Source organism: Idiomarina sp. (genome assembly GCF_048260185.1).
Classification (GTDB): Bacteria; Pseudomonadota; Gammaproteobacteria; order Enterobacterales; family Alteromonadaceae; genus Idiomarina.
This window is the reverse complement of the sequence record NZ_JBLXHB010000001.1, coordinates 781,319-805,581: the sequence shown is the minus strand read 5'-3', so window position 1 is coordinate 805,581 and position 24,263 is coordinate 781,319. Positions and strand designations below refer to the sequence as shown.

The window sequence follows — 24,263 nt, the reverse complement described above, 5'->3', positions numbered from 1 at the left end:
TCATGAGTGATTATGAAATACGTCGTTATCAAGTCGTTGACGATGACTTTTTGCCGCAACAAATACCGCCTTTGTTGCGGCAAATTTATGCCCGCCGGGGTGTCCGTCGTGCTGACGAATTATCTTTGAAAGCCTCCGGTTTACTCCATTTCTCTTCGTTAAGAGATATCGATAAAGCCGTTGAACTGCTGCTAAATGCGTTAAAAAATCAAGAAAAGGTTTGTATTTGCGGTGATTTTGATGCCGACGGCGCAACCAGTTCGGCATTAATGGTGTCGGCCCTGCAGGCCTTTGGTCTGCAGCAAGTGGGTTATCGTGTACCAAATCGAATGACTGACGGCTATGGCCTGTCTGTTGCCATGGTAGAACAACTGGCCGTAGAGAATGTGCAGTTAATTGTGACTGTCGATAACGGTATTGCAGCGCATGACGCCATTGCACTTGCTCGTGAAAAGGGCATACAAGTGCTGGTTACTGACCACCATTTACCACCTGAAGAACTGCCTCCGGCTAATGCGATAGTGAACCCGAATCAGCACGGCTGTGAGTTTCCAAGCAAAAATTTAGCCGGTGTGGGTGTGGCGTTTTATGTTCTGCTTGCGTTGCGCTCAGCGTTACGTGAACAAGGTGTTGAGCCACTACCTAACCTGGCTGACTGGCTGGATCTCGTTGCTCTTGGCACTGTAGCTGATGTTGTGCCGCTGGATTATAACAACCGCGTATTGGTGCAACAGGGTATAGCCCGTATTCGTAAAGGTATGAGCCGCCCCGGAATTAAGGCGTTGCTGGAAGTTGCGAACCGTGATGCCAGTCAGCTGGCTGCCAGCGACTTAGGTTTTGCTCTGGGTCCGAGAATCAATGCTGCAGGCCGTTTAGACGATATTGGGCTGGGAATAGAATGCTTGTTAGCGGGTGAAACCCGGGCGCAGCAGTTAGCGCAGCAACTTAACGATTTAAACCAGCAACGTAAATCAATTGAAACGGAAATGCGCGAGCACGCTGAAAGCGCTGTCGCAAAGTTGCGCTTTGATCAGGGACAGGTGCCTGATTTAGTCACTTTGTATCAGCCGGACTGGCATGCGGGTGTTATCGGTATTGTCGCGGGCAGGGTAAAAGAGCAGGTGAACCGTCCGGTTATTGCGTTAGCCAACGATGACGATGAATTCCTAAAAGGCTCCGCACGTTCGGTCAGTGGTCTGCATATGCGAGACTTACTGGAACGTGTTCATAGTCTTGAGCCGGGCATTATGGAACGTTTCGGGGGACATGCCATGGCCGCCGGCTTAACCATGAAAAAAGAAAATCTGGCGCGCTTTTCTGAACTGGCGGAGCAAGTTGCGTCGGAGTGGTTGTCAGAAGAACAGAAGCAACGTGTGTTCTGGTCTGATGGCGAACTCACAACACTGCAACTTTCGCAGGACAGTGTGAATATGCTGCAAAGTGCAGGTCCCTGGGGTCAGCAGTTTCCCGAGCCTATGTTTGACGGCCAGTTTGAGCTGGTGGATCAGCGTATTGTCGGAGAGCGACATCTAAAATTGGTTGTGCGTCACCCGCAAGGCGAATTATTAGATGCGATTGCCTTTAACGTTGATACACAACAATGGCCGGCGCAGCAGGCCTCGGTTGTTGAACTTTTATACAAGCCACAACTTAATCACTTTCGCGGACGCACAAACGTTCAGTTGTTGGTGGAGCAAATCCGCGCAATACGTTAAACTACGCCCCTTTTAGAATTAACAGAATTAGGTAGTCGCATGTTCGAGACCAACGCAACCTACAACAACATCAAAGAAATGCGTGAGCGTAGTAATTCGCTTAGGGGGTATCTTTGACTACGATGCTAAGTTAGAGCGTCTGGAAGAAGTTACCCGTGAGATGGAACAGCCCAATGTGTGGGATGATCCACCCAAGGCGCAAGCCTTAGGTAAAGAGCGTGCGGCATTAGAGCAAGTGGTACAAACCTTGGATAAACTTCAGCAGGGGCTGGATGATGTCGAAGGTCTTGTTGATCTTGCAGTGGAAGCAGAAGACGAAGACACCTTTAACGAAGCCCATGAAGAGCTGTCCGGTTTAGTAAAACAGCTGGAAGCTTTAGAGTTTCGTCGTATGTTTTCAAAAGACAACGACTCGGCAGACTGCTACCTGGATATTCAGTCAGGTTCCGGCGGAACCGAAGCCCAAGACTGGGCTAATATGCTGCTACGCATGTATTTGCGCTGGGCAGAAGCACATGACTTTAAAGCGGAAATTACTGAGCTGTCTGAAGGGGATGTAGCTGGTATTAAATCGGCGACAGTACGTGTGGTTGGAGAATACGCCTACGGCTGGCTGCGCACCGAAACCGGTGTGCACCGTTTAGTACGTAAATCGCCCTTCGACTCAGGTAATCGTCGTCATACATCGTTCGCTTCGGTTTTTGTTTACCCGGAAGTTGACGACGATATAGACATTGAAATTGATCCGTCAGATTTACGAGTTGATACCTATCGTGCTTCTGGCGCAGGTGGTCAGCACGTTAACCGTACCGATTCTGCGGTTCGCTTAACACACGAACCGACAGGCATTGTTGTGCAATGTCAGAGTGACCGTTCGCAGCACAAGAACCGCGACTCAGCAATGAAACAGCTGAAAGCGAAATTGTACGAATTTGAATTACAGAAACAGAACGAAGAGAAACAGGCATTAGAAGACTCAAAAGCTGATATTGGCTGGGGCAGTCAAATTCGCTCTTATGTTCTGGACGATGCGCGCATCAAAGATTTACGTACGGGTATCGAAAACCGTAATACCCAGGCTGTGCTTGATGGCGCACTTGACCCATTTATTGAAGCCAGCTTAAAAAGCGGGCTGTAAGTTTAATTTAAGTATCCCGACAGAGGAAAATCGATAATGACTGATAAATCGCAGGCACCTGAAGTAGACGTAAACGAACAGATCGCGCAGCGAAAGGCGAAACTGTCGGCGCTTCGCGATAAGGGCATCGCATTCCCGAACGATTTCCGTCGGGATTCTTTGGCTGCCGATTTGCATGCTGAATACGATGATGTGAGCAAAGAGGAGCTGGCTGAAAAGGGCATTCGCGTGAAAGTGGCCGGTCGTATGATGACCCGTCGTATTATGGGGAAAGCCAGTTTCGCGACCATCCAGGATATGAGCGGCAAAATTCAGCTGTATGTTGCCCGCGACAATCTGCCTGAAGGTTATTACAACACGGAATTTAAAAAGTGGGATTTAGGCGATATTCTCGGCGCCTCTGGCACCTTGTTTATTACCGGAACCGGTGAGTTAAGCGTGCAAGTTGACGAAGTACGTTTGCTGACTAAAGCACTGCGTCCTTTGCCGGATAAATTCCATGGTCTGTCAGATCAGGAAATGCGCTATCGTCAGCGTTATCTGGACCTGATTACCAACGAAGAGTCTCGCAGTACTTTCATGGCTCGCTCTAAAATCATTGACTATATTCGTCGTTTTTTAAGTGACCGTCAGTTTCTGGAAGTTGAAACTCCTATGATGCAGGCTATTCCGGGTGGCGCCGCAGCTCGTCCTTTCAGCACGCACCATAACGCACTGGATATGGAGCTGTTTTTACGTATTGCACCAGAACTTTACCTGAAACGTTTAGTCGTTGGTGGTTTTGAGAAGGTGTTCGAAATTAACCGTAATTTCCGTAATGAAGGTCTCTCCACACGCCATAACCCAGAGTTTACTATGCTGGAGTTCTACTGGGCGTACGCGGATTATCACGACTTAATGGATTTAACCGAGCAGATGTTACGCGGCGCGGCTGAGTCGGTCTTAGGCTCTGCTCAGTTTACCAGCCAGGGCGTGGATTATGATTTCGGTAAGCCGTTTGAGCGCATGACAGTGTTGGAAGCTATTGTTAAGTACATGCCGGAAGTGAGCCTTGAGCAGCTTAATGACATGAATACAGCAACTGAAATTGCCGAGCAGGTTGGTGTCAGTGTTAAGCCGTCATGGGGCTTAGGTAAAGTTCAGATCGAAATTTTTGAGACTGTTGCTGAGCATCGTTTAATTCAGCCTACCTTTATTACTGCGTACCCGGCTGAAGTTTCACCGTTGGCTCGTCGTCACGACGACAATCCGTTTGTGACCGACCGGTTTGAATTCTTTGCCGGTGGTCGTGAGTTGGCGAATGGTTTCTCGGAGCTTAACGATGCTGAAGATCAGGCTGAACGTTTTCGCGAGCAAGTTGAACAGAAAGAAGCGGGCGATGATGAAGCCATGTTCTACGACGAAGATTATGTCACCGCACTGGAACACGGTATGCCGCCAACAGCCGGTCAGGGCATTGGTATTGACCGTCTGGTAATGTTGCTAACGGATTCTGCGTCTATTCGCGACGTATTATTGTTCCCGCATATGCGCCCAAAAGCGGATTAATTACCTCTCTGAAACAAAAAAACCCGGCTTATTAGCCGGGTTTCTTTTATCAAAAACAGCGCTTAGTGATCTTCGCCGTCAGTGTGAACGTGACCGTGCTCAAGTTCTTGCTCAGTCGCTTCACGAACTTCAATAACTTCTACGTCAAAGTTCAGGTTAACACCGGCCAGTGGGTGGTTACCGTCAACAGTCACTTCGTCGTCTTTTACTTCAACGATAACAACAGACTGTTCGCCTTGATCCGTGCTGGCACGGAACTGCATGCCAGGCTGTACTTCGTTTTCGCCGAACAGGTTACGTGGTACAGTCTGGATTAAGCCGTCATGACGTTCGCCATAAGCTTCTTCTGGTTTAACTTCTGCAGTGAAGCTATCGCCAACTTTTTTGCCTTCCAGTGCATTTTCCAGACCAGGAATCAGCATGCCACGACCGTGGATGAAGTTCAGTGGGCTGCCATCTTTAGACTGGTCCAGCGTCTGGCCATCTTCCGTTTTAACGGCATAGTTGATAGCCACGACTTTGTTTGGTGCAATGGTTTCGCTCATAAATTTAACCTAATTGATAAGGCAGTGAGTGTATTTCCAGAAGACTTGCGTCGTCATCCCGGACTCGTATAGCCGTGTCAGTGTTTATGTCACTGGGTAAAACAGCTAATAAGTCCACTTGGGTGTCGGTGCGGTTCACTGCCATAATGACCGTACCTGCACGACGCCAGTTCTCGCCAATGGCTTTCTCTAATTGCGTACCAGCAGTAACTTGAGCCGTTACTTTACCGGATAAGCGAAAGAGCGCCCGTTTCTGTTTGCCCAAATATTTCATCCGGGCAATAGTCTCCTGGCCGATATAACATCCTTTGTCAAAACTGATTCCATCCCACGCCTGCAAATTCATCATTTGCGGGACAAACGCCTGGATGTTCTCAGACGTAAGTTGTGGACGAACCCGTTCAATTTCCAACGCATCCCAGTAAGGTTGCGGATAATCCGTAGAAATTGGTTGTTGGCTGAGCAACAGATATTGGTCGGGACTGGTCCCAACCTGTATTACCCGGCCATCAAATTCTGCTGCAACGCTGGCTGCTTTGCTACCGAAAACACCGGCTATGTTCCAGTCGTTGCTTACATCTTCAATAATGACTTTACTAAAGACACCGAATTTCTTTAATTGTGCCAAAGAGCCTTCAATTGCACTGCGATGCATCACTAAAAAAACGGAGTCGTTTTCACGATAAAGCCAGAAGATGCTAAATGCTTTTCCGGTTTGATCGCAATGTGCGCCATATAAGCAATTATCCTGGCCGAGTTTGCGTAAATCACATGTCAGCTGACCCTGTAAAAAACTGTCAGCATCTTCGCCAGAAACCGAGAGGATACCATAGTCCACCAGTTGAACGGAAAGGTGATCCTGATTTGCGTCAGTAAAATGCTGCGTTAACTCAACCACAATGACTCCTTATTAAATGGCTTACGTGGTAATATTAGGGCACATTATCGAATTACAAGGGCAATTGCTGCGGAGATTTTATGTTGCCGTTAAAACAGTCGGAAGAAGCACTAAAAGACAAGCGTCGTTTACGTTGGGCATGCCGCCGGGGCATGCTGGAGCTGGATGTCTTGTTTGAACCTTTTGTCGATCAAGCTTACGACGAGCTGAGTGAAGAACAAAAAGCGGTATTTCGCCGTTTAATTACCTGCGATGACCCGGATCTTTTTGCCTGGTTTATGGGTCACCAGAAGTGTGAAGACGAAGAACTAGCTGAAATGATTCAGTTTATGTTGTCACGCGTTAAGGTATAGACCCGCGCGGTGAACCCTGACAGTTATTTCCGCTTACAGCGACCTATGCGCGTGTTGTCTGTGTCAGCGTGCGGGCGTTACTGGTGGTGGCAGGGCGAACGTTGTCAATTATTCAGCAAGGCACTGGTCGTAGGCGGTATGTTGGTTTTACTGCCGTTTGCCTGTAAAACAGAAAAAGGTCGGGAAAAACGGCGCTGGCTCCGGGTCTGGTGGTTTCAGATGCCAAAGGCGCAGCAGATAAAACTGCGGCGCCAGTTACAACAGCTGCCAGAGTCTTAACTTTTCGGTGTTAGTACCGTAGGTTGGGGAGCTGGCAATGTGTCAGGGTAGTCCAGAGTATAGTGTAAGCCGCGACTTTCTTTACGACTAATAGCGCTTCGTACAATAAGCTCTGATACCTGCACTAAGTTACGTAACTCCAGTAAATTGTTACTCACGCGGAAGTTCGAGTAATACTCGTGAATTTCACGCTGTAACAACTGAATTCGGTGAAGCGCACGTTCCAGACGTTTGGTGGTACGCACAATGCCAACGTAGTCCCACATGAACAGTCGTAGCTCATGCCAGTTATGTTGAATTATAACTTCCTCGTCGGAATTGCCTACCTGACTTTCATCCCAACCGGGAATATGGTTCAAGGCTTGTTGATGTGGGCGTTTAGATAAAATATCTTTAGCCGCCGCACGGGCGAAAACCAGACATTCCAGCAAGGAGTTGCTGGCCATGCGATTGGCTCCGTGCAGACCTGTGCAGGCAACCTCACCAACAGCATACAAGTTGGGTAAATCGGTCGCTGCGTTCATATCGGTTTTAACACCGCCACAGGTGTAATGGGCCGCAGGGACAACCGGCATCGGCTGTTTGCTGATATCAATGCCCAGCGACAAGCATTTTTCCATAATGGTAGGGAAGTGATGCTGGATAAAGTCTTTTGGTTTATGAGAAATATCCAGATACATGCAGTCGGCACCCAGACGCTTCATTTCAAAGTCGATAGCGCGGGCAACAACGTCGCGCGGGGCAAGCTCAGCAGACTCATGAAAGTCCGGCATAAAACGAGTACCGTCCGGCCGCTTCAATAAAGCACCTTCGCCACGTAAGGCTTCGCTTAATAAAAAGCTCTGTGCATTGGGGTGAAATAAACAAGTCGGATGGAATTGATTAAATTCCATATTGGCAACGCTACAGCCGGCACGCCAGGCCATGGCGATACCGTCGCCGCTGGCAATATCCGGGTTACTGGTATACTGATATACCTTACTTGCGCCGCCCGTAGCCAATACCACACAGCCTGCCGCAACGGTTTCAACTTGTTCTTTCTGGCGGCTCCAGACATAAGCTCCATAGCAACCGTCAGGTTTACCGATACGTGAACCCGTGATCAAATCGACGGCGTTGTATCGTTCCAGCACCTGAATATTTGGATGCTCCATTGCTTTTTTCTGCAATGTTGTTTGTACCGCCTTGCCGGTCGCATCTGCTGCGTGCAGAATACGACGATGGCTGTGGCCGCCTTCACGATTCAGGTGGTAGGTCGGGCTGCTGTCTTTAGATTCAACTTGATCAAAGCCTACTCCGGCGTCAATCAGCCATTGCAGACTTGCACGCGCGTTTTCTGTGGTAAACTTAACGGCTTCGGGATCGCAAAGGCCGGCACCGGCAATTAAGGTATCCTCGATGTGACTCTCAATACTGTCGTTTTCGTCGAATACTGCGGCTATACCGCCTTGCGCATAAAAGGTTGAGCCTTCAGTCAGCGGGCCTTTACTTAGTACCGTAACGTTTAAGTTATCGGCTAACTGTAAAGCGGTAGTTAATCCCGCGGCTCCCGAACCAATAATCAGTACATCGCATTGATAATTTGCAACAGGTTCCATAAAGTACTCAATGTGAATTTTGAACGATTTTACGCATTTGGCGATATTTTTGCGAACTTTTTACATGCGGCTCTGTCACAGTCAGTAAGAAACAGGACGGGCCGCCAGTTCCAGCAGTTCCTGGGTTAAGGGAGAACAGGCTCGGATGAGCGAACAGGTGAGTGACCAACAGCTGGTCGAAAGAGTACAACAAGGTGATAACCGAGCTTTTGATCTGCTGGTAAAAAAGTATCAGCATAAAGTCATGAGTTTGATATCGCGTTATGTCAAACAACAGGGCGACGTAGCTGATGTTGCACAGGAAGCGTTTATAAAAGCGTATCGGGCGTTACCGAACTTCCGTGGCGACAGTGCCTTTTATACCTGGCTGTACCGAATTGCGGTTAATACGGCGAAAAACTATTTAGTTTCGCAAGGTAGGAAACCGCCCGCATCTGACATTGATGCAGAAGACGCAGAGTTTTATGAAGGAGCCGGTGCGCTAAGAGACAGCGCCTCTCCGGAAAGACAAATGCTCTCTGATGAAATTCGAGATGTGGTACTAAAAACGATTGATGAATTGCCGGATGATTTACGTCGGGCAATTACTTTAAGGGAAATTGAAGGTCTCGGTTACGAGGAAATTGCGCTAGAAATGGATTGTCCTATAGGTACTGTCCGCTCTCGCATCTTTCGCGCTCGGGAAGCAATAGATAATCAACTCCGACCGTTGCTGGAACGGTAAACTAACAGAGGGGCATCTATGTCTCGGAACAAATCAGAATCAACATCCGCGCTGTTTGATGAACAACTCATCAATGCCGATGAAATTGAAGCACTGTTGAAAGATGAACAGGCTCAACAGGAGTGGCACCGTTACAGTGTTATTCGCGCGGCAATAAAAGGTGACTTAAACTCCGATATCAGCCTTGATATTAGCGAGCGGGTTCGCGTTAGCGTAAGCCAGGAGTCCAATGTCGTTAAGCCAGGTTTTGGTCGCTCTAAGAGCCAGAATAAAGCGGCTTCACGTTGGTTCCAGCCTTTCGCCAAAGTTGCCGTTGCGGCAAGTGTGGCCGTGGTTGCGGTGATGACAGTGCAAACTTATCAGCAGCCAGCGACACCCGATGGCAGCAGCGCGGAACCTACTCTTTTGACCAGTCCCATTGGTGGTGGTCGTGAGCCGGTGAGCTTGAATCGTGTTGAGCCAATGTCGCAAATCAGCGATCAGCAAAGACGCCGTCAGGTTCAGTCATACCTGATTGATCACCAGCAACAACTAATGTTGCAGCAAAAAGCAGAGCAAACAGAAAAAGATGAGCAGTCAGAGCAGGAGCTCAACAAAGGTAATTAAGGCTATGATAACTCGGTTGTACCGGTCTATTTTATGTAGCGCTGTATTATTCGCCGGAACCTTTTCGGTAAGCGCACAACAGGCTAGCGAACAGGCAGAAAGTGGTGCTGACTGGTTCAACCGTATGGCAGAAGCCTTAACTGAACTGAATTTTGAGGCCTCTTTAGTTCATGTACATGGTGACCAAATTGAGCCTTATCAGTGGTTACAGGGCAACGACCCGGAAACAGGAAGTACCGAACTGTTAATTCAAATGAATGGTCCGGACTTTCGCATCTTAAGAGTGAATAACAAGGTTGCCCACTTTAATACCTCAGCCAGTAACTACGCATTAAAGTCCGATACTATTACCGCTATTTTTCCGGCAGCATTTTCTCAACCCTTTGAACGTCTTAGTCATAGCTATCAGGTTACGGTAGGCGGTGGCGCAAGAGTTTTAGGTCGTAATGCCCAGCATATTCGTATTCTAAGCCGCGATAATCAGCGTTACAGCTACGCATTATGGATTGACCGTAAGAACGGTATGCCGCTTAAAATGATGATGATGAATCAGTCCGGCGATGTTGTAGAGCAAATGCAATTAACCAGTTTATCGGTTCGCAATACTGCGCCGGAAATAACGAAAGAAATAAGCAATATTGAAATGCCGCCGCTGCTAAAAGATTTGCGGGTGCAAAGTGCAACAAATTACAATGTTGTGCCGCAATGGGCACCACGAGGGTTCAAATTATTAAGCCAGCAAAGCCACACTTTAGTTGTCGATTCAACGCCGGTTGACCACTATTTATTTTCCGATGGTCTTGCCGAGTACTCGGTTTATGTAGCTGAACTAACTGAGGGCATGGAAACCGATCTCGCGCTATCTTCTTCACACACTTTGTTCTCAAAGCGTTATAATAACTTTCTTGTGACAGTGGTGGGTCAGGTGCCTTTAGCCATGGCTCAACGCATAGCGGCAGAAGTTAAATAATGAAAGAAATAGCAGAAGTAACAGCGGTTGATGGCAACCGCGTAACCGTTACCACCCAGTTAAAAACTGCCTGCTCAGGTTGTGCGCAGGTATCTAACTGTGGCGCCGGCATTTTAAGTAAAATTTTTGCCGACCGAAATGCGCAGTTTACTGTGGTTACCGAACAAACGTTTAGTCCCGGCGACCAGGTGCAATTAGAAGTACCGGAAACCGCAGTAACACGTTTTGCTCTACTACTCTACGGTTTACCTATACTGACACTGTTGCTATTAGCTGTGCTACTGGAAAACACAGGCACGTTACCCGAAGGTTTTGTTATTTTATTGTCCTTTGCTGGCTTTGCTTTTACCTTCTGGGGACTAAAACGCTGGTTCCGTAAACGTGACATTCAAGTCAATGCAATGGTCAAACTGGAAACCGTCGCGGCTGAAGTTCAGCACTGAAACCCCTGAACTGTCATAAAGTCCTTTGTTCTTGCCGCTAACATGAGTATGATCGGGACTAATTTTTTAAGTTCCAGAATTCAGTTTTACAGAGGTATCATCAATGCCGAATAGGGCGTTCAAGCAAAGTAATATTCGTAACTTCTCGATCATCGCTCACATTGACCACGGTAAATCCACCTTGTCCGACCGCTTGATCCAGCATTGCGGTGGACTGACTGACCGTGAGATGGCTGAGCAAGTACTCGATTCCATGGATTTGGAGCGTGAGCGGGGTATTACGATTAAAGCGCAGAGCGTAACCCTTTATTACACGGCTAAAGATGGTGAAACCTATCAGTTAAACTTCATCGATACGCCAGGGCATGTTGACTTCTCTTATGAAGTCTCGCGTTCGTTGGCGGGTTGTGAAGGCGCACTGCTGGTTGTTGATGCAGCTCAGGGTGTTGAAGCGCAGACTTTGGCAAACTGTTATACCGCTATTGAAATGGACCTGGAAGTTGTTCCGGTATTGAACAAAATTGACTTGCCGCAGGCCGATGCTATGGGCGTTGCACAGGAAATAGAGGACATTGTCGGCATTGAAGCTGTGGATGCGGTTCAGTGTTCGGCTAAAACTGGTTTAGGTATTGACGACGTGCTTGAGCGCATTGTCCGGCAAATACCGCCGCCTAAGGGCGAACCAGAAGAGCCATTACAGGCACTGATTATTGACTCCTGGTTTGATAATTATCAGGGGGTTGTTTCTTTGGTTCGCGTCCGCAACGGAACGTTGCGTGCCGGCGAGAAAATGACAGTAATGTCTACTGGTCAGTCGTATCAAATTGATAAAGTTGGTTATTTTGACCCGAAACCTCACGAAACCGGTATTTTACACACTGGTGAGGTGGGCTATGTTATTTCGGGTATTAAAGACATTCTGGGTGCACCGGTCGGTGATACTCTAACCAATACGAAGAGGCCGGCAAAAGAGCCGGTACCGGGCTTTAAAAAAGTCAAACCTCAGGTTTACGCAGGTATGTTCCCAATCAGCTCAGAGGACTATGAGTCGTTCCGGGATGCTTTGGGGAAATTGTCGTTAAATGACGCGTCGCTTTTTTATGAGCCGGAGAACTCTGCGGCACTTGGCTTTGGCTTCCGTTGTGGTTTCCTTGGCATGCTGCACATGGAAATTATTCAGGAACGCTTAGAGCGTGAGTACGACATAGACTTGATTACCACGGCACCAACGGTTGTTTACGAAGTTGAAAAGACCGATGGCAGCATAGTCAAAGTGGATAACCCGGTGAACTTGCCAGCGGTTAACGATATTGAAACCATTTACGAACCTATTGTGGAAGCCAATATTCTGGTTCCGCAAGAGTTTCTGGGTAATGTGATTACCTTGTGCGTTGATAAGCGCGGCGTACAAACGGCTATGGCTTACCATGGTAAACAAGTTGCGGTAACTTACGAGCTGCCCATGGCAGAAGTGGTTATGGATTTCTTCGACCGGTTAAAATCGACCAGTCGTGGTTACGCTTCACTGGATTATCAGTTCAAGAAATTTGAACCTGCGGACATGGTTCGTGTCGATATACTGATTAACGGCGACCGGGTAGATGCGCTGGCAATGATCACTCACCGTGATCACGCTGAAGGGCGCGGCCGCATGTTAGTTGATAAAATGCGTGAGTTAATTCCACGACAAATGTTTGATATTGCCATTCAGGCGACCATTGGCAACCATGTTATTGCGCGCTCGACGGTCAAGCAGTTGCGTAAAAACGTAACAGCGAAGTGTTATGGCGGCGACATTAGTCGTAAGAAGAAGCTTTTACAAAAACAAAAAGAGGGTAAAAAGCGCATGAAGAACCTGGGTAACGTAGAAGTACCTCAGGAAGCCTTTCTTGCGGTTTTAAAAGTAGGCAAATAGGAAATGGCCAATTATTTTTCAATTATTTTAACCGTTATTACCGTTCTGTCCGGGTTGTTATGGCTTTACGATGCGCGAGTACTGAAGCCAAAGCGTAAAGCGGTTATTGCTGAGGTTGAGACCAAAACAACCAAGGCTTTAACCGAACAGCAGATTGACACACTGGCACCTCAGCCTAAACTTATGGAGCTGAGCGAGTCTATTTTCCCGGTTATTGCTTTAGTACTGGTTGTACGCACTTTGTTGTATGAGCCATTTCAGATACCGTCAGGCTCAATGATGCCAACCTTACTAAAGGGCGACTTTATTCTGGTAGAAAAGTTTTCCTATGGCATTAAAGATCCGCTTTTCCAAAAGACGTTGGTCGACACTTCGTTGCCTGAACGCGGCGATATTGCTGTATTTAAATATCCGGAAGAACCGAGCATAGATTACATAAAACGTGTTATTGGCTTGCCTGGCGACCGTATTATTTACCGAAACAAGTCGCTTTATATTCAGCCAGCGTGTGCCGCTGGCGAGAAAGACTGTGAAGAAATGAAGGTGGTCTCCACCTCGTTAAAAGAAGATGGCGAATATTTCTCTGGTTCGTCGCCATTACGGACATATGGCGAGCAGTTAGGCGATGTAAGCCACGAAATTCTTATCGACCCACGTGTTGCGCCACGGACTATGTCGTATTTTAATCAGCCGGGCACACAGAAAGACGAGTGGGTAGTGCCGGAAGGCCAGTATTTTGCTATGGGTGATAACCGCGATAATTCTCGTGACAGTCGCTACTGGGGCTTCGTTGACGAAGAGCTGCTGGTTGGCAGAGCGGTATTCATCTGGATGAGTTTTGAAATGGATCGCAGTAGCGATAGTTGGTTACCGTCGTGGGTTCCTACGGGAGTTCGATTTGAAAGGCTAGGGAGTATTGAGTGAGTTTGCCCAAACCACCTTTAACGGAACTGGAAAAGATTGTTGGTCATAGCTTTGAACAGCAGGATTTATTGCGTCAGGCAATGACCCACCGTAGTGCTTCATCAACGCACAACGAACGTCTGGAGTTTCTGGGCGATTCTATTTTAGGTCTGGTGATAGCCGAAGCTTTGTATCAAAAATTTCCCAAAGTAGCAGAAGGCGATTTAAGTCGCATGCGCGCCGCCATAGTTTGTGGTCGTTCTTTGGCGAAGCTGGGTAAAAAAATGGGTCTGGGTGACTTTTTGTCGCTGGGTCAGGGCGAATTAAAAAGCGGCGGTTATCGGCGCGAGTCCATTCTTGCCGATGCAGTAGAAGCCATTATTGGTGCCATTTATCTGGACAGTGACATGGATACCATTCGACAGGTCATTCTTAACTGGTTTGAACCCCAGTTAACCTTGATTGAGCCCGGCACTAGCCAGAAAGATCCAAAAACGCGCCTGCAGGAGTTACTGCAGGCGCGTCAGAAGCCTCTACCTGAGTACGACGTGGTCGCTACACAGGGGCAGGCGCATAATCAACAATTTACCGTGAACTGTTCTATAGAAGGTATCGAAAGCCCTTTTAAGGGTACAGGTACCAGCCGCCGTAAAGCCGAACAGGCTGCAGCAACGGCTGCATTAGAACATTTGCAGGAGAGCGCATGACGCTGGATATAGAACTGGACGAGAATAAACACAGCGGCTTTGTCGCCATTGTTGGTCGTCCGAATGTGGGTAAATCGACACTGATTAATCGGTTGCTGGGGCAGAAAATCAGCATTACCTCGAATAAACCTCAGACTACCCGCCATCGTATTTTAGGCGTAGACACCGACGATGGCTGTCAGGCTATTTATGTTGACACACCAGGTATGCACAAAGAAGAACCTCGTGCCATAAACCGGGTGATGAACCAGACCGCATCCTCCGCCTTGAAAGACGTGGATCTAGTACTTTTTGTGGTTGAAAACTTAAAGTGGTTAGAAGACGACAAAATGGTGTTGGAGAAAATTCAGCGCAGTAAAGTGCCGGTAGTGTTATTGGTTAATAAAGTTGACCAATTGAAAGACAAAGAGCGCTTATTACCGCATTTGCAGTGGCTGAATGAACAGCATAAGTTTGATGCCATTCTTCCCATATCGGCGACACACGGCGACAATGTTGACGAATTGAGAAAAATTGTTCGCTCGCATTTGCAGCCAGGCTACCACTATTATCCTGAAGACTACGTAACCGACCGTTCTGTACGTTTTATGGCGGCAGAAATTGTGCGTGAAAAGCTTATGCGCTTTACCGGTGACGAACTGCCGTATGAAACAACAGTAGAAATTGAGCAGTTTGGTCAATCTGAAAAAGGCACCACTCATATTCATGCCTTAATACTGGTTGAGCGCGAAGCGCAGAAACGGATGATCATCGGGCAGGGTGGTAGCAAACTGAAAACCATAGGCACTGAAGCCCGACGCGATTTAGAAAAACTGCTGGACAACAAAGTCATGATGAAACTTTGGGTTAAGGTAAAATCTGGTTGGTCGGACGACGAACGAGCTTTAAAAAGTCTGGGCTACCGGGAAGATTAACCGGTGGCGCAGCGGGCACTGGTGTTGCATCGTTGGGACTATCAGGAGACCAGCCTCATTCTGGATCTGTTCACTGAAGATAAGGGACGGGTTCGGGTGGTGGCAAAAGGCGCTAAGCGTCCGAAAAGCCCCTGGCGTGGTTTAGCACAACCTTTTATTCCACTATTGGCCGAATTTCAGGGGCGCAGCGACTTAAAAACCTTAACCTTGCTGGAGCCGCAGCAGACAACTCAAAAGCTGCTGTTGCAGGGCGATAAGCTCTACAGTGGCTTTTACCTCAACGAGTTAATTCAACGGCTGGTGCCGACAGAAGCTGAAGCCCCGGAGCTTTTTGAAAGCTATTTGTCGGCTTTGCAAAATATGACTAGCAGCGAGCGCGTAGAGCCTGCTTTGCGTCAGTTTGAATGGCAGTTGTTGCAGCATCTGGGAGCGGCATTTGACTGGCATTATGACGCCGACACAGGCCATGCGCTGTCGGACTCGAAGTGGTGCTATTTTATTCCCGATCATGGCTTTGTGATCCAAGCCCGAGACGACCAACAACGAGCATACTCGGTGGCGGATATTCAAAAACTGGCGGCGTGGGATGTTGACGATGAAAACCGCTTAAGACTGCTGAAATATATTATGCGTGACGCCTTAGCGGTTTATTTAGGTGATAAACCTCTGCGCAGTCGTGAATTGTTCCGGGGCACTAAGCGTCAGTGAATTACGAAGAACTAGCCGAAAGCGAAAGGAGCTGAATAATGAAAGGTTTACGCCTGGGCGTTAACATTGACCATGTGGCCACGTTGCGTAACGCACGTGGGGTTCGTTATCCCGACCCGGTAGCTGCGGCAGCTATTGCCGAACAAGCTGGTGCCGACGGCATTACCATTCATTTGCGTGAAGACCGCCGCCACATTACTGACCGCGACGTTGCTATGCTAAAGCAGACACTGAACGTGCCCATGAATCTGGAAATGGCGGTTACCGAAGAAATGCTCGACATAGCGATAAAAACGCAGCCTACCTACAGTTGTCTGGTACCGGAGAAACGTCAGGAACTGACCACGGAAGGCGGCCTGAATGTTGCCGGTCAGTTAGAGACAATTACCGATGCCACCCGTCGCTTAAGCGATGCCGGTATTCAGGTTTCGTTGTTTATTGACGCTGACCATGAGCAAATAGACGCCGCTAAAAAAGCCGGTGCACCCATTGTTGAGCTGCACACCGGGCAATACGCTGAGGCCGAAACTGAAGAGCAGCGTACCGTTGAACTGGCACGCTTAATGGAAGCGTCAGAATACGCGCATTCTATTGGTTTGCAGGTGAATGTAGGTCACGGTTTGCACTATCACAACACATTAGAAGTGGCGGAAATCCCACAAGTTTGTGAACTGAACATTGGTCATTCAATTATTGCCCGTGCGGTATTGGTTGGCTTGGATCAGGCGGTGCGTGATATGCGTAATATTTTAGATAAGGCGCGCTAATGGCAATTTGGGGCTTAGGTACTGACATTGTTGAAGTAGCCCGTATAGAGCAGTCTTTAGCGCGTGGCAACAGTTTAGTGAAACGCGTGTTAACGCCAAAAGAGCAGGAAGAAATGACAGCCTCGGTTGATGAAGCCGCTTTTCTGGCCAAACGTTTTGCTGCTAAAGAGGCTTGTTCCAAAGCCTTTGGCCGGGGTATTTCCGCCGGACTGTCGTTTCAGCATATGCAGGTAGTGCATAACGAATACGGTAAACCCGAGTGGCATTTCACCGAAACCGCGGCACGATGGGTAAAAGAGCAGGGCATCACCGGCAGCCATTTATCCATTAGTGATGAAAAGCACTACGCGGTAGCAACGGTTATTTTAGAAACAGACTAGAAATAAATTAGGTAAAGTAAAACCAACATGGCGCAATTTTTTAAGCCGCAGAAGCGCAATAAGTCCGTAAGTAAAACCCTAAAAGGTCAGGTGTCAGCACTTGACCATCAGGCGCGTGCGGTTGTGCGTGCAGCTGTAAAAGGTCAGCCCACCCGTTTTATTATGGGCGCTTTGCCGGGCGAGGTTATAGAGTACAAAACCGCAGGCAAACACAGTGGTCATTTAGAGCGTATTCTGGAACCCAGTAGCGACCGTCGCGAAGCGCCCTGTGAGTATTATGCTAGCTGTGGAGGTTGCGACTTTCAGCACATAGACGAGCAAAAGCAGCTGGCTCATAAGCGGCAGGTGGTGGAAGAGCTGTTTCAGAAGTTCGGCGTATTTAATCCCCAAACCAATAGTCTGCCGTGGCAGGAACCACTTGTCAGCGAACCGATGCGTTACCGTCGCAGAGTGAGGCTGGCAACGCGCTGGCTGGGCAAAGAGCAAAAGCTGCTAATTGGTTTCAGAGAAGCACAAAGCCACCATATTGTCGCCATACAGGACTGCCTGGTAGCCGAAGAAATTCTGCTGCAACGTGTCAATGCCTTGTACCCTCTGTTAAATACATCGGCGGTTGCCAGCAAGCTGGGCCATATTGAAGCCATAAATAGCAACACACCCATTATTTTGCTGCGTATCACGGAAACGCTGCCGGGTGACGCCATGCAAGCGTTGCAGAAGTGGCAAACGGCCAATAAAACCGATATTTGGTTACAGAGCGAGAATGATCTGCAGCCTTTAGCTGGTACAGCAATGCCTTTTGATACCAGCATCGACAGTGACAAACTGTATTTTCAACCGGGTGACTTCCTACAAGTTAACGGCGGTATTAACCAGCGTATGGTGCAACAGGCTATGGACTGGCTGAAGCCAGAAAAAACACAGCGCGTGTATGACTTTTTCGCCGGTATTGGTAACTTCAGTTTGCCGCTAGCGCGCCGGGCAAAGTCGGTACTTGCGGTAGAAGGTGTTTACCGCATGGCAGAGCAGACGCGCATTAACGCCGAAAACAACGGTATGGATAACCTGAGTTCACTTAGTGCTGACTTAAACGAAATAACTGCTTCAGACTTAGGCGAACCCGCTGACTTGTGGTGTTTAGATCCTGCCAGACCGGGGGCTGAAGGTGTGGTGAAGCTGCTGCATAAGCTGAAGCCCGAACACAGACCACAACGCATTTTGTATGTTTCCTGCGCACCGGATACTTTGGCGCGGGATATTGCCGGCATGCTAACCGAAAGCAAGGGCTGTAATTACCGCATAATTGGCCTGAGTACAGTTGACATGTTTCCGCAAACCCATCACATTGAAACTATGGTTTGTCTGGAGAGAGCGTCGTAAATCATGGTCCATGTACGCAGTACCCACGTGGATGACCCCAAATACAAAGACAGTGAACAGCATTGGCTGAACGCTGTGAGTGATCCTGAGCCGTTAGAAAGTACTTTTCAGCAACTGAAGCAGCAGTTTCCTGAGGAAACTGAAGCCTTGCTGAAAGGCCAGGAAATGGTTGAAATACTGGCACCACTAAAGCTGGATGCAGAATCCTTGCTGGCGGCGTTGTATGTGCCATTGTTGGAAGCTGGCAAGCTCGATTTAGACAAACTCACCGGTAAACAATCTAAAACCCTGATTGTGCTGCTGCGTAACGTACAGCAAATGCAAAGCATTGGTGACTTACAACACTTCCAACACGGTCAGCCAGACGGCAGCCAGATAGATAACGTGCGACGCATGTTACTGTCCATGGTGGAAGATGTGCGCGCGGTGCTGATAAAACTGGCCGAACGCATTTGCTACCTGCGCGAAGTGAAAAAAGCCGACGAAGAAACCCGGGTACTGGCTGCTAAAGAGTGCGCGGAAATATACGCGCCGCTGGCTAACCGGTTAGGCATTGGGCAGCTTAAGTGGGAACTGGAGGATATTTCTTTCCGTTACCTGCATCCTAAAACTTACAAAACCATTGCTCAGCGTTTGGATGAGCGCCGCACTGACCGCGAACTCTACATAGATAACTTTGTGTCGGGTTTGCAGGAGTCGCTGAAGCAGCAGGGTATTGATGCCGATGTCTATGGTCGCCCCAAACATATTTATTCTATTTGGCGCAAAATGCAGAAAAAGCACCTGCAATTTGATCAGCTGTTTGACATTCGCGCCGTACGTATTCTGACGCATAACCTGAAAGACTGTTACGCCGCACTGGGCGTGGTGCATTCCAGCTGGCGTCATATTGCGTCCGAGTTTGACGACTACGTGGCAACGCCTAAAGCGAACGGCTACCAGTCCATTCATACCGTGGTTATAGGGCCTGAACATAAGAACGTTGAAATTCAGATACGCTCGCACGATATGCACGACGACGCCGAGTTGGGCGTGGCGGCGCACTGGATGTACAAAGAGGGCGCAGCCGCCGGTAAACGTCATGGTTTTGAAGACAAAATAGCCTGGCTGCGTAAGCTACTGGCCTGGCACGAAGACATGGCCGGCAGCGAAACTCTGGTCGATGAAATTCGCTCGCAGGTGTTTGAAGATCGTGTGTACGTGTTTACCCCAAAGGGCGAGGTGGTCGATTTGCCCATGGGTTCAACCCCGCTCGATTTTGCTTACTACATTCACAGCCAGGTAGGGCATAAGTGCATTGGCGCTAAAATTGACAGCCGTATTGTGCCTTTTACTTACCAGTTGCAAAACGGTGACCGGGTTGAAATTCTGACTCAGAAAAACGCCCAGCCACGGCGCGACTGGTTAAACCCGCAACTGGGTTACCTGCATTCGTCACGGGCACGAGCCAAGGTTCACACCTACTTCAAAAAAGAAGACCGGGAAAAGAACCTGCAGGCCGGTAAAGAGTTACTGGAAAACGAACTGCAGAAGTATCAACTGCATGTGCAGGATGCGAACAAAGCGGTCGAGCGCTTTAACGTGCCTACGCTGGACGATTTGTTAGCCGCTATTGGCGCTGGCGACGTTCGCCTGCATCAGGTGGTGAATTTCCTGAAACCGCAGGAAACCGAAGCCGACAAAGTCGAGCGCTTAACTAAACGTCGTAAAGCCAAGCAGTCACCAAAAACGCCGAAGTCTGACGTTACGGTAGAAGGCATTGGTAACCTGATGATGCACTTTGCTAACTGCTGCGAGCCGTTGCCGGGTGAGCCTATTACCGGGTTTATTACTCAGGGGCGGGGCGTGTCCGTGCACCACAGCGACTGCGATCAATTGAAGCATTTATTGCACCAGCACCCCGAGCGCGGTATTGAAGTGTCCTGGTCGGGGCATTCCAAACAGGAATACCGGGCAAGCCTGCGTGTGTCGGCTTTAGACCGTAACGGTTTGTTGCATGACATTACCAGCGTGCTGTCGAATGAAAAAGCGGCGGTGGCGCAAATGGACAGTGAAAGCGATGCGCAGTCACAGTCGGCAACCGTGGTGTTAACTCTGACCGTAAAAGACAGCGACGCGCTCAGCCGTATTACAGATAGACTGCGTCAGGTTCATGGTGTTGAGCAAGTTCAGCGCATTACTTTAAAGCTTTAGTTGAAACAATAGAGGTACCTCAGTGAAAGGCATGCAACAACTGCAACAGGTTATGACTCAGCTACGCAACCCAGAAAGCGGATGCCCCTGGGATTTAAAGCAGAACATGACCTCGTTAATTCCTTACACCATAGAGGAAACCTACGAAGTGGTAGATGCCATTCAGTCGGGTAACTGGCAGTCGATAAAAGATGAGCTGGGCGATTTACTGTTTCAGGTGGTGTTTTATGCTCAGTTAGCGCGCGAAGAGCAGCAATTTGAGCTGGATGACATAGCTGCACATACCGCTGAAAAATTGATAAGCCGTCACCCGCATGTGTTCGGCACCGATGCGGAGCGGAATCTGTCTGATGCTGAAATTAAAGCCCAGTGGGAGCAGATAAAGCAGCAGGAACGTACAAAGAAAGACGCCACAGGCTCTGTGTTTGACGACATACCCAGCCAACTGCCCAGTATTCTAAAAGCCGCCAAACTGCAAAAGCGTGCCGCGTCAGTAGGTTTTGACTGGGCCGAAGCCGAACCGGTTTACGCCAAAGTTGATGAAGAGATTCAGGAAGTAAAAGAAGCCACCGACCAGGACCATATTGAAGAAGAAATTGGTGACTTATTGTTTGCCGTAGTTAACCTGGCCCGCCACAAACAAGTAAACCCCGAAGCCGCGCTGCAACGCGCTAACGACAAATTCAAAAGCCGTTTTCAGCATATAGAGCGAAGCCTGAGCGAGCAGGGTAAACACCCAACTGACTGCAACCTCGAGGAACTCGAAGCGCTCTGGCTGCAAGCTAAGAAGGCGTAAGGGCAAGCCTGCGATCGGAAATGCGGCTGAACCAGCGGTTCGGGTATTTCTATATTGAGTAAAAAAGTCTTACTACCCAGCCGGATACATATAAGCCGAGACCAAAAATTGTATGTGTCATTAAGCTCTGTAGTCGGGCAGAGGCTGGGTTTTGTGTTTTGGACGCTGCAATACCTGCTCCCATACCTGGCTGCATAATGAGAAAAGGGGCTAAAACGGTAGCTATACCGACTAGTAGTGCCGGGGTAATTGTCGGATTGTGAAGCCACGACTCTCCCCAAATAGTAATGAGTAATGCAGCAAAAATAGCGCCTATTATATAGTGCGCCGTCCATCCTATAAAATGCTCCCCGGTTACCTTACTGGACTTCGCAATGGCGTTATGTCTGAATTGACCGTGAGTCATGTGAGTAATCCAGCGCCCAACCATTCCATAGTTTGGAAGAGGGATACCAAGCAGCGATTTACGCACGATACTCCACAAATCCATCACTGCAGTTGCTCCAAACCCGATTAATACTATAACTAGAAAATTGCTCATAATTATCTCCTTTGTTCGTCTTGATTTTGAACCAATGACAGCGTACAACTTAAAGTTAACTTTAGGTCAAGAGGAATTTATGGATATTGCTAAGGTTGCCAAACTTTCTGGAGTTCCAGCTTCTACTTTGCGCTTCTATGAGGAGAAAGGACTGATCACTTCTGTCGGGCGGCAAGGGTTGCGTAGGGTTTTTAACGCGAACATACTCGATCAATTGGCATTGATTGCTCTTGGGCGTGCGGCAGGTTTTTCACTTGATGAAATTGCACGCATGATAGGCTCGAAAGGAAAACCCAATATAGACAGAGAGTTATTAGCGAATAAGGCCGATGAACTGGATAGAACGATTCAAAAGTTAACAGGAATGCGCGACGGCCTTCGACATGCTGCCGCTTGTTCCGCGCCAAGCCATATGGAGTGCCCGAAATTTCGTCGTCTGCTTGGATTAGCGGCAGATGGGGCATGGTCTAAATAACCGTTTCGCCAAAATAACAACCAACTTTCCGGTTCTTGCCTATCTTATCGGTGTTCACTGAAAATTAATTTCCTAAACCAAGATTGAAACTTTACTGCATAACCATAGTCAGTTATTTGCAGGAGTTACATTTTTTCAACAATATAAGATGTAATTCTACATTTGGTTTTTACAATTAGGATTCATTGTGAATAAAATAAAAATAATTTTACTAGCCAGCATTCTAGCTCTGGCAACGGCATGCAGTAACATTCCACTTAGCACCATGATAAAACTGATGGATCTAAATCCTTTAGAGACTGATCCGAAGCAGTTGGTTGTTGCGGTAAAGGCCCCGGAAGGCGTTGACGTGCGCGATGGCGACGTGGTTATTGATTTTGATTTTCGAACTGACGATCCTGAATACAGTTTTAGTCATAATTTTCCGGTAATAATTAATGATGACTACCTCGTTCCTGATAACTTAAAAGAAGATATTGAGGACAACGAGAAAATAACGATCATGCAGTTATCAAAACAAGACGCACAGACAATGTATGAAGGGCAGAAAGCTGTAAAAGAGTATCGTAGTAAGAATGAGGCCGGAGGAGCTGGCAGTATGAACGTGAGACTAGTCTCTGCCTGCCGTGGCGATAAGTTCTCATGGAGTAATTCAGAGTTGGATGTTTATTTAAAGACTCAAGACGATGAAGATTTTTTCTTGTTCCTTGAGGACATGGATATCACTAAATTAGACGGCGATATTCAGCGCAATATTAATGCTATTCCTAATTGTGGGGAGGCCGAGTAGACGGGTAAAAGCACACAATGAAAAAACTAAACTACACAATAGTCAACGAACCACCCACAGCGGACGAATACATTGAGTTAAGACACAAAGTCGCTTGGGACAGCGTTGAGCAGAGTGTGGCGCAAAATAGCTTAGATAATTCATTGTTCAATGTTTCAATCCGCCAAGAGGAAAACCTTATAGGCATGGCAAGAGTTGTTGGTGATGGTTTCATCTACTTTTATATTCAAGATGTTTTAGTCAGTCCTGAATATCAAGGCTACGGTATTGGCCGTGAGCTTATGGAAAGAGTGGAAAACTATTTAAGTAAAGCATGCCCTGAAGGTTCAACAGTAGGTCTACTCGCAGCTAAAGGAAAAGAGGCTTTTTATCAGCATTACGAGTTTATTGCGCGAGACGGCGAAAACCTCGGGAAAGGTATGTGTCGCTTTGTTCGAAAGTAGTCGATTTAACGAAAATACACATTCGGGTATTACGCTAACTCCGCTGCGGAGTATCGCCTCGAGTATATGCAAGTTGTGATTTTAGCATTGACCGCGGCATTACCTTGTTGGCTGGACGCATCAGGCTTCCAATGGCTAGTCAGGGAGATAGCACCCAAAGTGGTACTGTTTTCAGTTTATTTTGTGACACTATGTCTGTGTGCTTTTTACCTCTTTACCAACTTGTACGCTTTTGTCATGTGGTTACTCGATAAATAAGCTTTGTGAAAAATGCTATGAAAACGGAAACGGTTACTTATTTAAAAGAAAATGCGAATTCGTTCGAGTTGCAAGAGGACTTGCTAGTAACCAAAAAAGGTAAGCCTGCGTATGTGGTGCAGTCTTACGCTGATGATGAGTTTCAGAAGGAAACTATGGCTTTGCTTAAACTGCTTAAATTGTCCGAGAAATCTCTAAGCAAGGAGGCTTTGAGCCTGGATAAAGCCTTCGAATAAGCGTTACTCTGTGATTGCTTCGCCTGTATTCAGGTATTTA

Annotated in this window: 27 protein-coding genes; 23 read left to right on the top strand and 4 right to left on the bottom strand. The window is 47.9% G+C overall.

The window, feature by feature from the left end:
- Window positions 1–2: 2 nt before the first annotated feature.
- From recJ to lysS, 3 genes are all read left to right on the top strand, one after another.
- Window positions 3–1,715 (top strand): single-stranded-DNA-specific exonuclease RecJ, encoded by a 1,713-nt coding sequence (recJ, locus tag ACN0RF_RS03980; RefSeq protein ID WP_034820485.1) that lies wholly within the window; start codon window positions 3–5, stop codon window positions 1,713–1,715.
- Between the two features lie 39 nt (window positions 1,716–1,754).
- Window positions 1,755–2,853 (top strand): peptide chain release factor 2 gene (prfB, locus tag ACN0RF_RS03975; protein WP_110012522.1). Its coding sequence is split into 2 segments (ribosomal slippage): window positions 1,755–1,829 and window positions 1,831–2,853, totalling 1,098 coding nucleotides; the frame shifts between segments, so codons are not numbered across the junction.
- Window positions 2,854–2,889: 36 nt separating this feature from the next.
- Entirely contained in the window at window positions 2,890–4,401 is a 1,512-nt protein-coding gene (gene lysS, locus ACN0RF_RS03970; protein WP_417438138.1) for a lysine--tRNA ligase, read from the top strand.
- A 62-nt stretch (window positions 4,402–4,463) separates the two neighbouring features.
- Here the strand turns inward: lysS and slyD are convergent, their stop codons facing one another.
- A complete protein-coding gene (gene slyD, locus ACN0RF_RS03965) occupies window positions 4,464–4,946 on the bottom strand; it encodes a peptidylprolyl isomerase (RefSeq protein ID WP_034820491.1) in 483 nt (160 codons plus the stop codon).
- A 4-nt stretch (window positions 4,947–4,950) separates the two neighbouring features.
- Window positions 4,951–5,844 (bottom strand): YgfZ/GcvT domain-containing protein, encoded by an 894-nt coding sequence (locus tag ACN0RF_RS03960; RefSeq protein WP_417438137.1) that lies wholly within the window; start codon window positions 5,842–5,844, stop codon window positions 4,951–4,953.
- Between the two features lie 80 nt (window positions 5,845–5,924).
- On the opposite strand from ACN0RF_RS03960, the gene ACN0RF_RS03955 reads away from it, so the two are divergent.
- Both ACN0RF_RS03955 and ACN0RF_RS03950 read left to right on the top strand, forming a co-directional pair.
- Entirely contained in the window at window positions 5,925–6,197 is a 273-nt protein-coding gene (locus ACN0RF_RS03955; protein ID WP_417438136.1) for a succinate dehydrogenase assembly factor 2, read from the top strand.
- 9 nt (window positions 6,198–6,206) lie between these two features.
- Window positions 6,207–6,476 (top strand): hypothetical protein, encoded by a 270-nt coding sequence (locus ACN0RF_RS03950; protein ID WP_417438135.1) that lies wholly within the window; start codon window positions 6,207–6,209, stop codon window positions 6,474–6,476.
- On the opposite strand, the gene nadB is transcribed toward ACN0RF_RS03950, so the two are convergent.
- Window positions 6,473–8,074: an L-aspartate oxidase gene (gene nadB, locus ACN0RF_RS03945; protein ID WP_417438134.1), complete on the bottom strand. Its 1,602-nt coding sequence runs from the start codon at window positions 8,072–8,074 to the stop codon at window positions 6,473–6,475. The two genes, ACN0RF_RS03950 and nadB, sit on opposite strands and share 4 nt — an antisense overlap.
- A 145-nt stretch (window positions 8,075–8,219) precedes the next feature.
- Between nadB and rpoE the strand changes: the two genes are divergently transcribed.
- The 14 genes from rpoE to mazG all read left to right on the top strand — a co-directional run bounded on the left by rpoE (window position 8,220) and on the right by mazG (window position 21,480).
- Entirely contained in the window at window positions 8,220–8,798 is a 579-nt protein-coding gene (gene rpoE / locus ACN0RF_RS03940; RefSeq protein WP_011234067.1) for an RNA polymerase sigma factor RpoE, read from the top strand.
- A gap of 18 nt (window positions 8,799–8,816) precedes the next feature.
- The gene (locus ACN0RF_RS03935; RefSeq protein ID WP_417438133.1) at window positions 8,817–9,404 is read left to right on the top strand and encodes a sigma-E factor negative regulatory protein; all 588 of its coding nucleotides are present in this window, start codon (window positions 8,817–8,819) and stop codon (window positions 9,402–9,404) included.
- Between the two features lie 4 nt (window positions 9,405–9,408).
- Window positions 9,409–10,374, top strand: a complete 966-nt coding sequence (locus ACN0RF_RS03930; RefSeq protein WP_417438132.1) for a MucB/RseB C-terminal domain-containing protein — start codon at window positions 9,409–9,411, stop codon at window positions 10,372–10,374.
- Entirely contained in the window at window positions 10,374–10,817 is a 444-nt protein-coding gene (locus tag ACN0RF_RS03925) for a SoxR reducing system RseC family protein (protein WP_417438131.1), read from the top strand. Before ACN0RF_RS03930 ends, ACN0RF_RS03925 begins: the two co-directional genes overlap by 1 nt.
- 103 nt (window positions 10,818–10,920) lie before the next feature.
- On the top strand, window positions 10,921–12,732 hold the full coding sequence (gene lepA, locus ACN0RF_RS03920) for a translation elongation factor 4 (RefSeq protein ID WP_417438130.1): 1,812 nt from the start codon (window positions 10,921–10,923) through the stop codon (window positions 12,730–12,732).
- Window positions 12,733–12,735: 3 nt separating this feature from the next.
- Window positions 12,736–13,656, top strand: a complete 921-nt coding sequence (gene lepB, locus ACN0RF_RS03915) for a signal peptidase I (protein WP_417438129.1) — start codon at window positions 12,736–12,738, stop codon at window positions 13,654–13,656.
- Entirely contained in the window at window positions 13,653–14,342 is a 690-nt protein-coding gene (rnc, locus tag ACN0RF_RS03910; RefSeq protein WP_417438128.1) for a ribonuclease III, read from the top strand. The genes lepB and rnc overlap by 4 nt, the downstream gene beginning before the upstream one ends.
- On the top strand, window positions 14,339–15,256 hold the full coding sequence (era, locus tag ACN0RF_RS03905; RefSeq protein ID WP_034820514.1) for a GTPase Era: 918 nt from the start codon (window positions 14,339–14,341) through the stop codon (window positions 15,254–15,256). Before rnc ends, era begins: the two co-directional genes overlap by 4 nt.
- A gap of 3 nt (window positions 15,257–15,259) precedes the next feature.
- Window positions 15,260–15,964, top strand: a complete 705-nt coding sequence (gene recO / locus ACN0RF_RS03900; protein WP_417438127.1) for a DNA repair protein RecO — start codon at window positions 15,260–15,262, stop codon at window positions 15,962–15,964.
- 38 nt (window positions 15,965–16,002) lie between these two features.
- Window positions 16,003–16,731: a pyridoxine 5'-phosphate synthase gene (gene pdxJ / locus ACN0RF_RS03895; protein ID WP_011234058.1), complete on the top strand. Its 729-nt coding sequence runs from the start codon at window positions 16,003–16,005 to the stop codon at window positions 16,729–16,731.
- Entirely contained in the window at window positions 16,731–17,111 is a 381-nt protein-coding gene (acpS, locus tag ACN0RF_RS03890) for a holo-ACP synthase (RefSeq protein WP_417438126.1), read from the top strand. The genes pdxJ and acpS overlap by 1 nt, the downstream gene beginning before the upstream one ends.
- Before the next feature lie 27 nt (window positions 17,112–17,138).
- Window positions 17,139–18,491, top strand: coding sequence for a 23S rRNA (uracil(1939)-C(5))-methyltransferase RlmD (gene rlmD / locus ACN0RF_RS03885; RefSeq protein WP_417438125.1), 1,353 nt, complete (start codon window positions 17,139–17,141; stop codon window positions 18,489–18,491).
- 3 nt (window positions 18,492–18,494) lie between these two features.
- On the top strand, window positions 18,495–20,684 hold the full coding sequence (gene relA / locus ACN0RF_RS03880) for a GTP diphosphokinase (protein WP_417438124.1): 2,190 nt from the start codon (window positions 18,495–18,497) through the stop codon (window positions 20,682–20,684).
- Window positions 20,685–20,706: 22 nt separating this feature from the next.
- The gene (mazG, locus tag ACN0RF_RS03875) at window positions 20,707–21,480 is read left to right on the top strand and encodes a nucleoside triphosphate pyrophosphohydrolase (protein WP_417438123.1); all 774 of its coding nucleotides are present in this window, start codon (window positions 20,707–20,709) and stop codon (window positions 21,478–21,480) included.
- 49 nt (window positions 21,481–21,529) lie between these two features.
- Here the strand turns inward: mazG and ACN0RF_RS03870 are convergent, their stop codons facing one another.
- Window positions 21,530–22,021: a DUF2938 domain-containing protein gene (locus ACN0RF_RS03870; RefSeq protein WP_417438122.1), complete on the bottom strand. Its 492-nt coding sequence runs from the start codon at window positions 22,019–22,021 to the stop codon at window positions 21,530–21,532.
- Between the two features lie 79 nt (window positions 22,022–22,100).
- Between ACN0RF_RS03870 and ACN0RF_RS03865 the strand changes: the two genes are divergently transcribed.
- From ACN0RF_RS03865 to ACN0RF_RS03850, 4 genes are all read left to right on the top strand, one after another.
- Window positions 22,101–22,496, top strand: coding sequence for a helix-turn-helix domain-containing protein (locus ACN0RF_RS03865; protein ID WP_011234052.1), 396 nt, complete (start codon window positions 22,101–22,103; stop codon window positions 22,494–22,496).
- A 187-nt stretch (window positions 22,497–22,683) separates the two neighbouring features.
- Window positions 22,684–23,286, top strand: a complete 603-nt coding sequence (locus ACN0RF_RS03860; RefSeq protein ID WP_417438121.1) for a hypothetical protein — start codon at window positions 22,684–22,686, stop codon at window positions 23,284–23,286.
- Window positions 23,287–23,303: 17 nt separating this feature from the next.
- Window positions 23,304–23,729 (top strand): GNAT family N-acetyltransferase, encoded by a 426-nt coding sequence (locus ACN0RF_RS03855; protein WP_417438120.1) that lies wholly within the window; start codon window positions 23,304–23,306, stop codon window positions 23,727–23,729.
- Window positions 23,730–24,004: 275 nt separating this feature from the next.
- Window positions 24,005–24,223, top strand: a complete 219-nt coding sequence (locus ACN0RF_RS03850) for a type II toxin-antitoxin system Phd/YefM family antitoxin (RefSeq protein WP_417438119.1) — start codon at window positions 24,005–24,007, stop codon at window positions 24,221–24,223.
- Window positions 24,224–24,263: the final 40 nt, after the last annotated feature.

Excerpts from the sequence above, each read along its gene's own strand:
- pdxJ (WP_011234058.1), top strand. The coding sequence starts at position 16,003 with ATGAAAGGTTTACGCCTGGGCGTTAACATTGACCATGTGGCCACGTTG.
- ACN0RF_RS03925 (WP_417438131.1), top strand. The coding sequence starts at position 10,374 with ATGAAAGAAATAGCAGAAGTAACAGCGGTTGATGGCAACCGCGTAACC.
- relA (WP_417438124.1), top strand. The coding sequence starts at position 18,495 with ATGGTCCATGTACGCAGTACCCACGTGGATGACCCCAAATACAAAGAC.
- lysS (WP_417438138.1), top strand. The coding sequence starts at position 2,890 with ATGACTGATAAATCGCAGGCACCTGAAGTAGACGTAAACGAACAGATC.
- recJ (WP_034820485.1), top strand. The coding sequence starts at position 3 with ATGAGTGATTATGAAATACGTCGTTATCAAGTCGTTGACGATGACTTT.
- nadB (WP_417438134.1), bottom strand. The coding sequence starts at position 8,074 with ATGGAACCTGTTGCAAATTATCAATGCGATGTACTGATTATTGGTTCG.
- slyD (WP_034820491.1), bottom strand. The coding sequence starts at position 4,946 with ATGAGCGAAACCATTGCACCAAACAAAGTCGTGGCTATCAACTATGCC.
- ACN0RF_RS03870 (WP_417438122.1), bottom strand. The coding sequence starts at position 22,021 with ATGAGCAATTTTCTAGTTATAGTATTAATCGGGTTTGGAGCAACTGCA.
- rpoE (WP_011234067.1), top strand. The coding sequence starts at position 8,220 with ATGAGCGAACAGGTGAGTGACCAACAGCTGGTCGAAAGAGTACAACAA.
- ACN0RF_RS03955 (WP_417438136.1), top strand. The coding sequence starts at position 5,925 with ATGTTGCCGTTAAAACAGTCGGAAGAAGCACTAAAAGACAAGCGTCGT.
- lepB (WP_417438129.1), top strand. The coding sequence starts at position 12,736 with ATGGCCAATTATTTTTCAATTATTTTAACCGTTATTACCGTTCTGTCC.
- ACN0RF_RS03855 (WP_417438120.1), top strand. The coding sequence starts at position 23,304 with ATGAAAAAACTAAACTACACAATAGTCAACGAACCACCCACAGCGGAC.
- acpS (WP_417438126.1), top strand. The coding sequence starts at position 16,731 with ATGGCAATTTGGGGCTTAGGTACTGACATTGTTGAAGTAGCCCGTATA.
- era (WP_034820514.1), top strand. The coding sequence starts at position 14,339 with ATGACGCTGGATATAGAACTGGACGAGAATAAACACAGCGGCTTTGTC.
- ACN0RF_RS03935 (WP_417438133.1), top strand. The coding sequence starts at position 8,817 with ATGTCTCGGAACAAATCAGAATCAACATCCGCGCTGTTTGATGAACAA.
- ACN0RF_RS03865 (WP_011234052.1), top strand. The coding sequence starts at position 22,101 with ATGGATATTGCTAAGGTTGCCAAACTTTCTGGAGTTCCAGCTTCTACT.
- lepA (WP_417438130.1), top strand. The coding sequence starts at position 10,921 with ATGCCGAATAGGGCGTTCAAGCAAAGTAATATTCGTAACTTCTCGATC.
- rlmD (WP_417438125.1), top strand. The coding sequence starts at position 17,139 with ATGGCGCAATTTTTTAAGCCGCAGAAGCGCAATAAGTCCGTAAGTAAA.
- ACN0RF_RS03930 (WP_417438132.1), top strand. The coding sequence starts at position 9,409 with ATGATAACTCGGTTGTACCGGTCTATTTTATGTAGCGCTGTATTATTC.
- ACN0RF_RS03850 (WP_417438119.1), top strand. The coding sequence starts at position 24,005 with ATGAAAACGGAAACGGTTACTTATTTAAAAGAAAATGCGAATTCGTTC.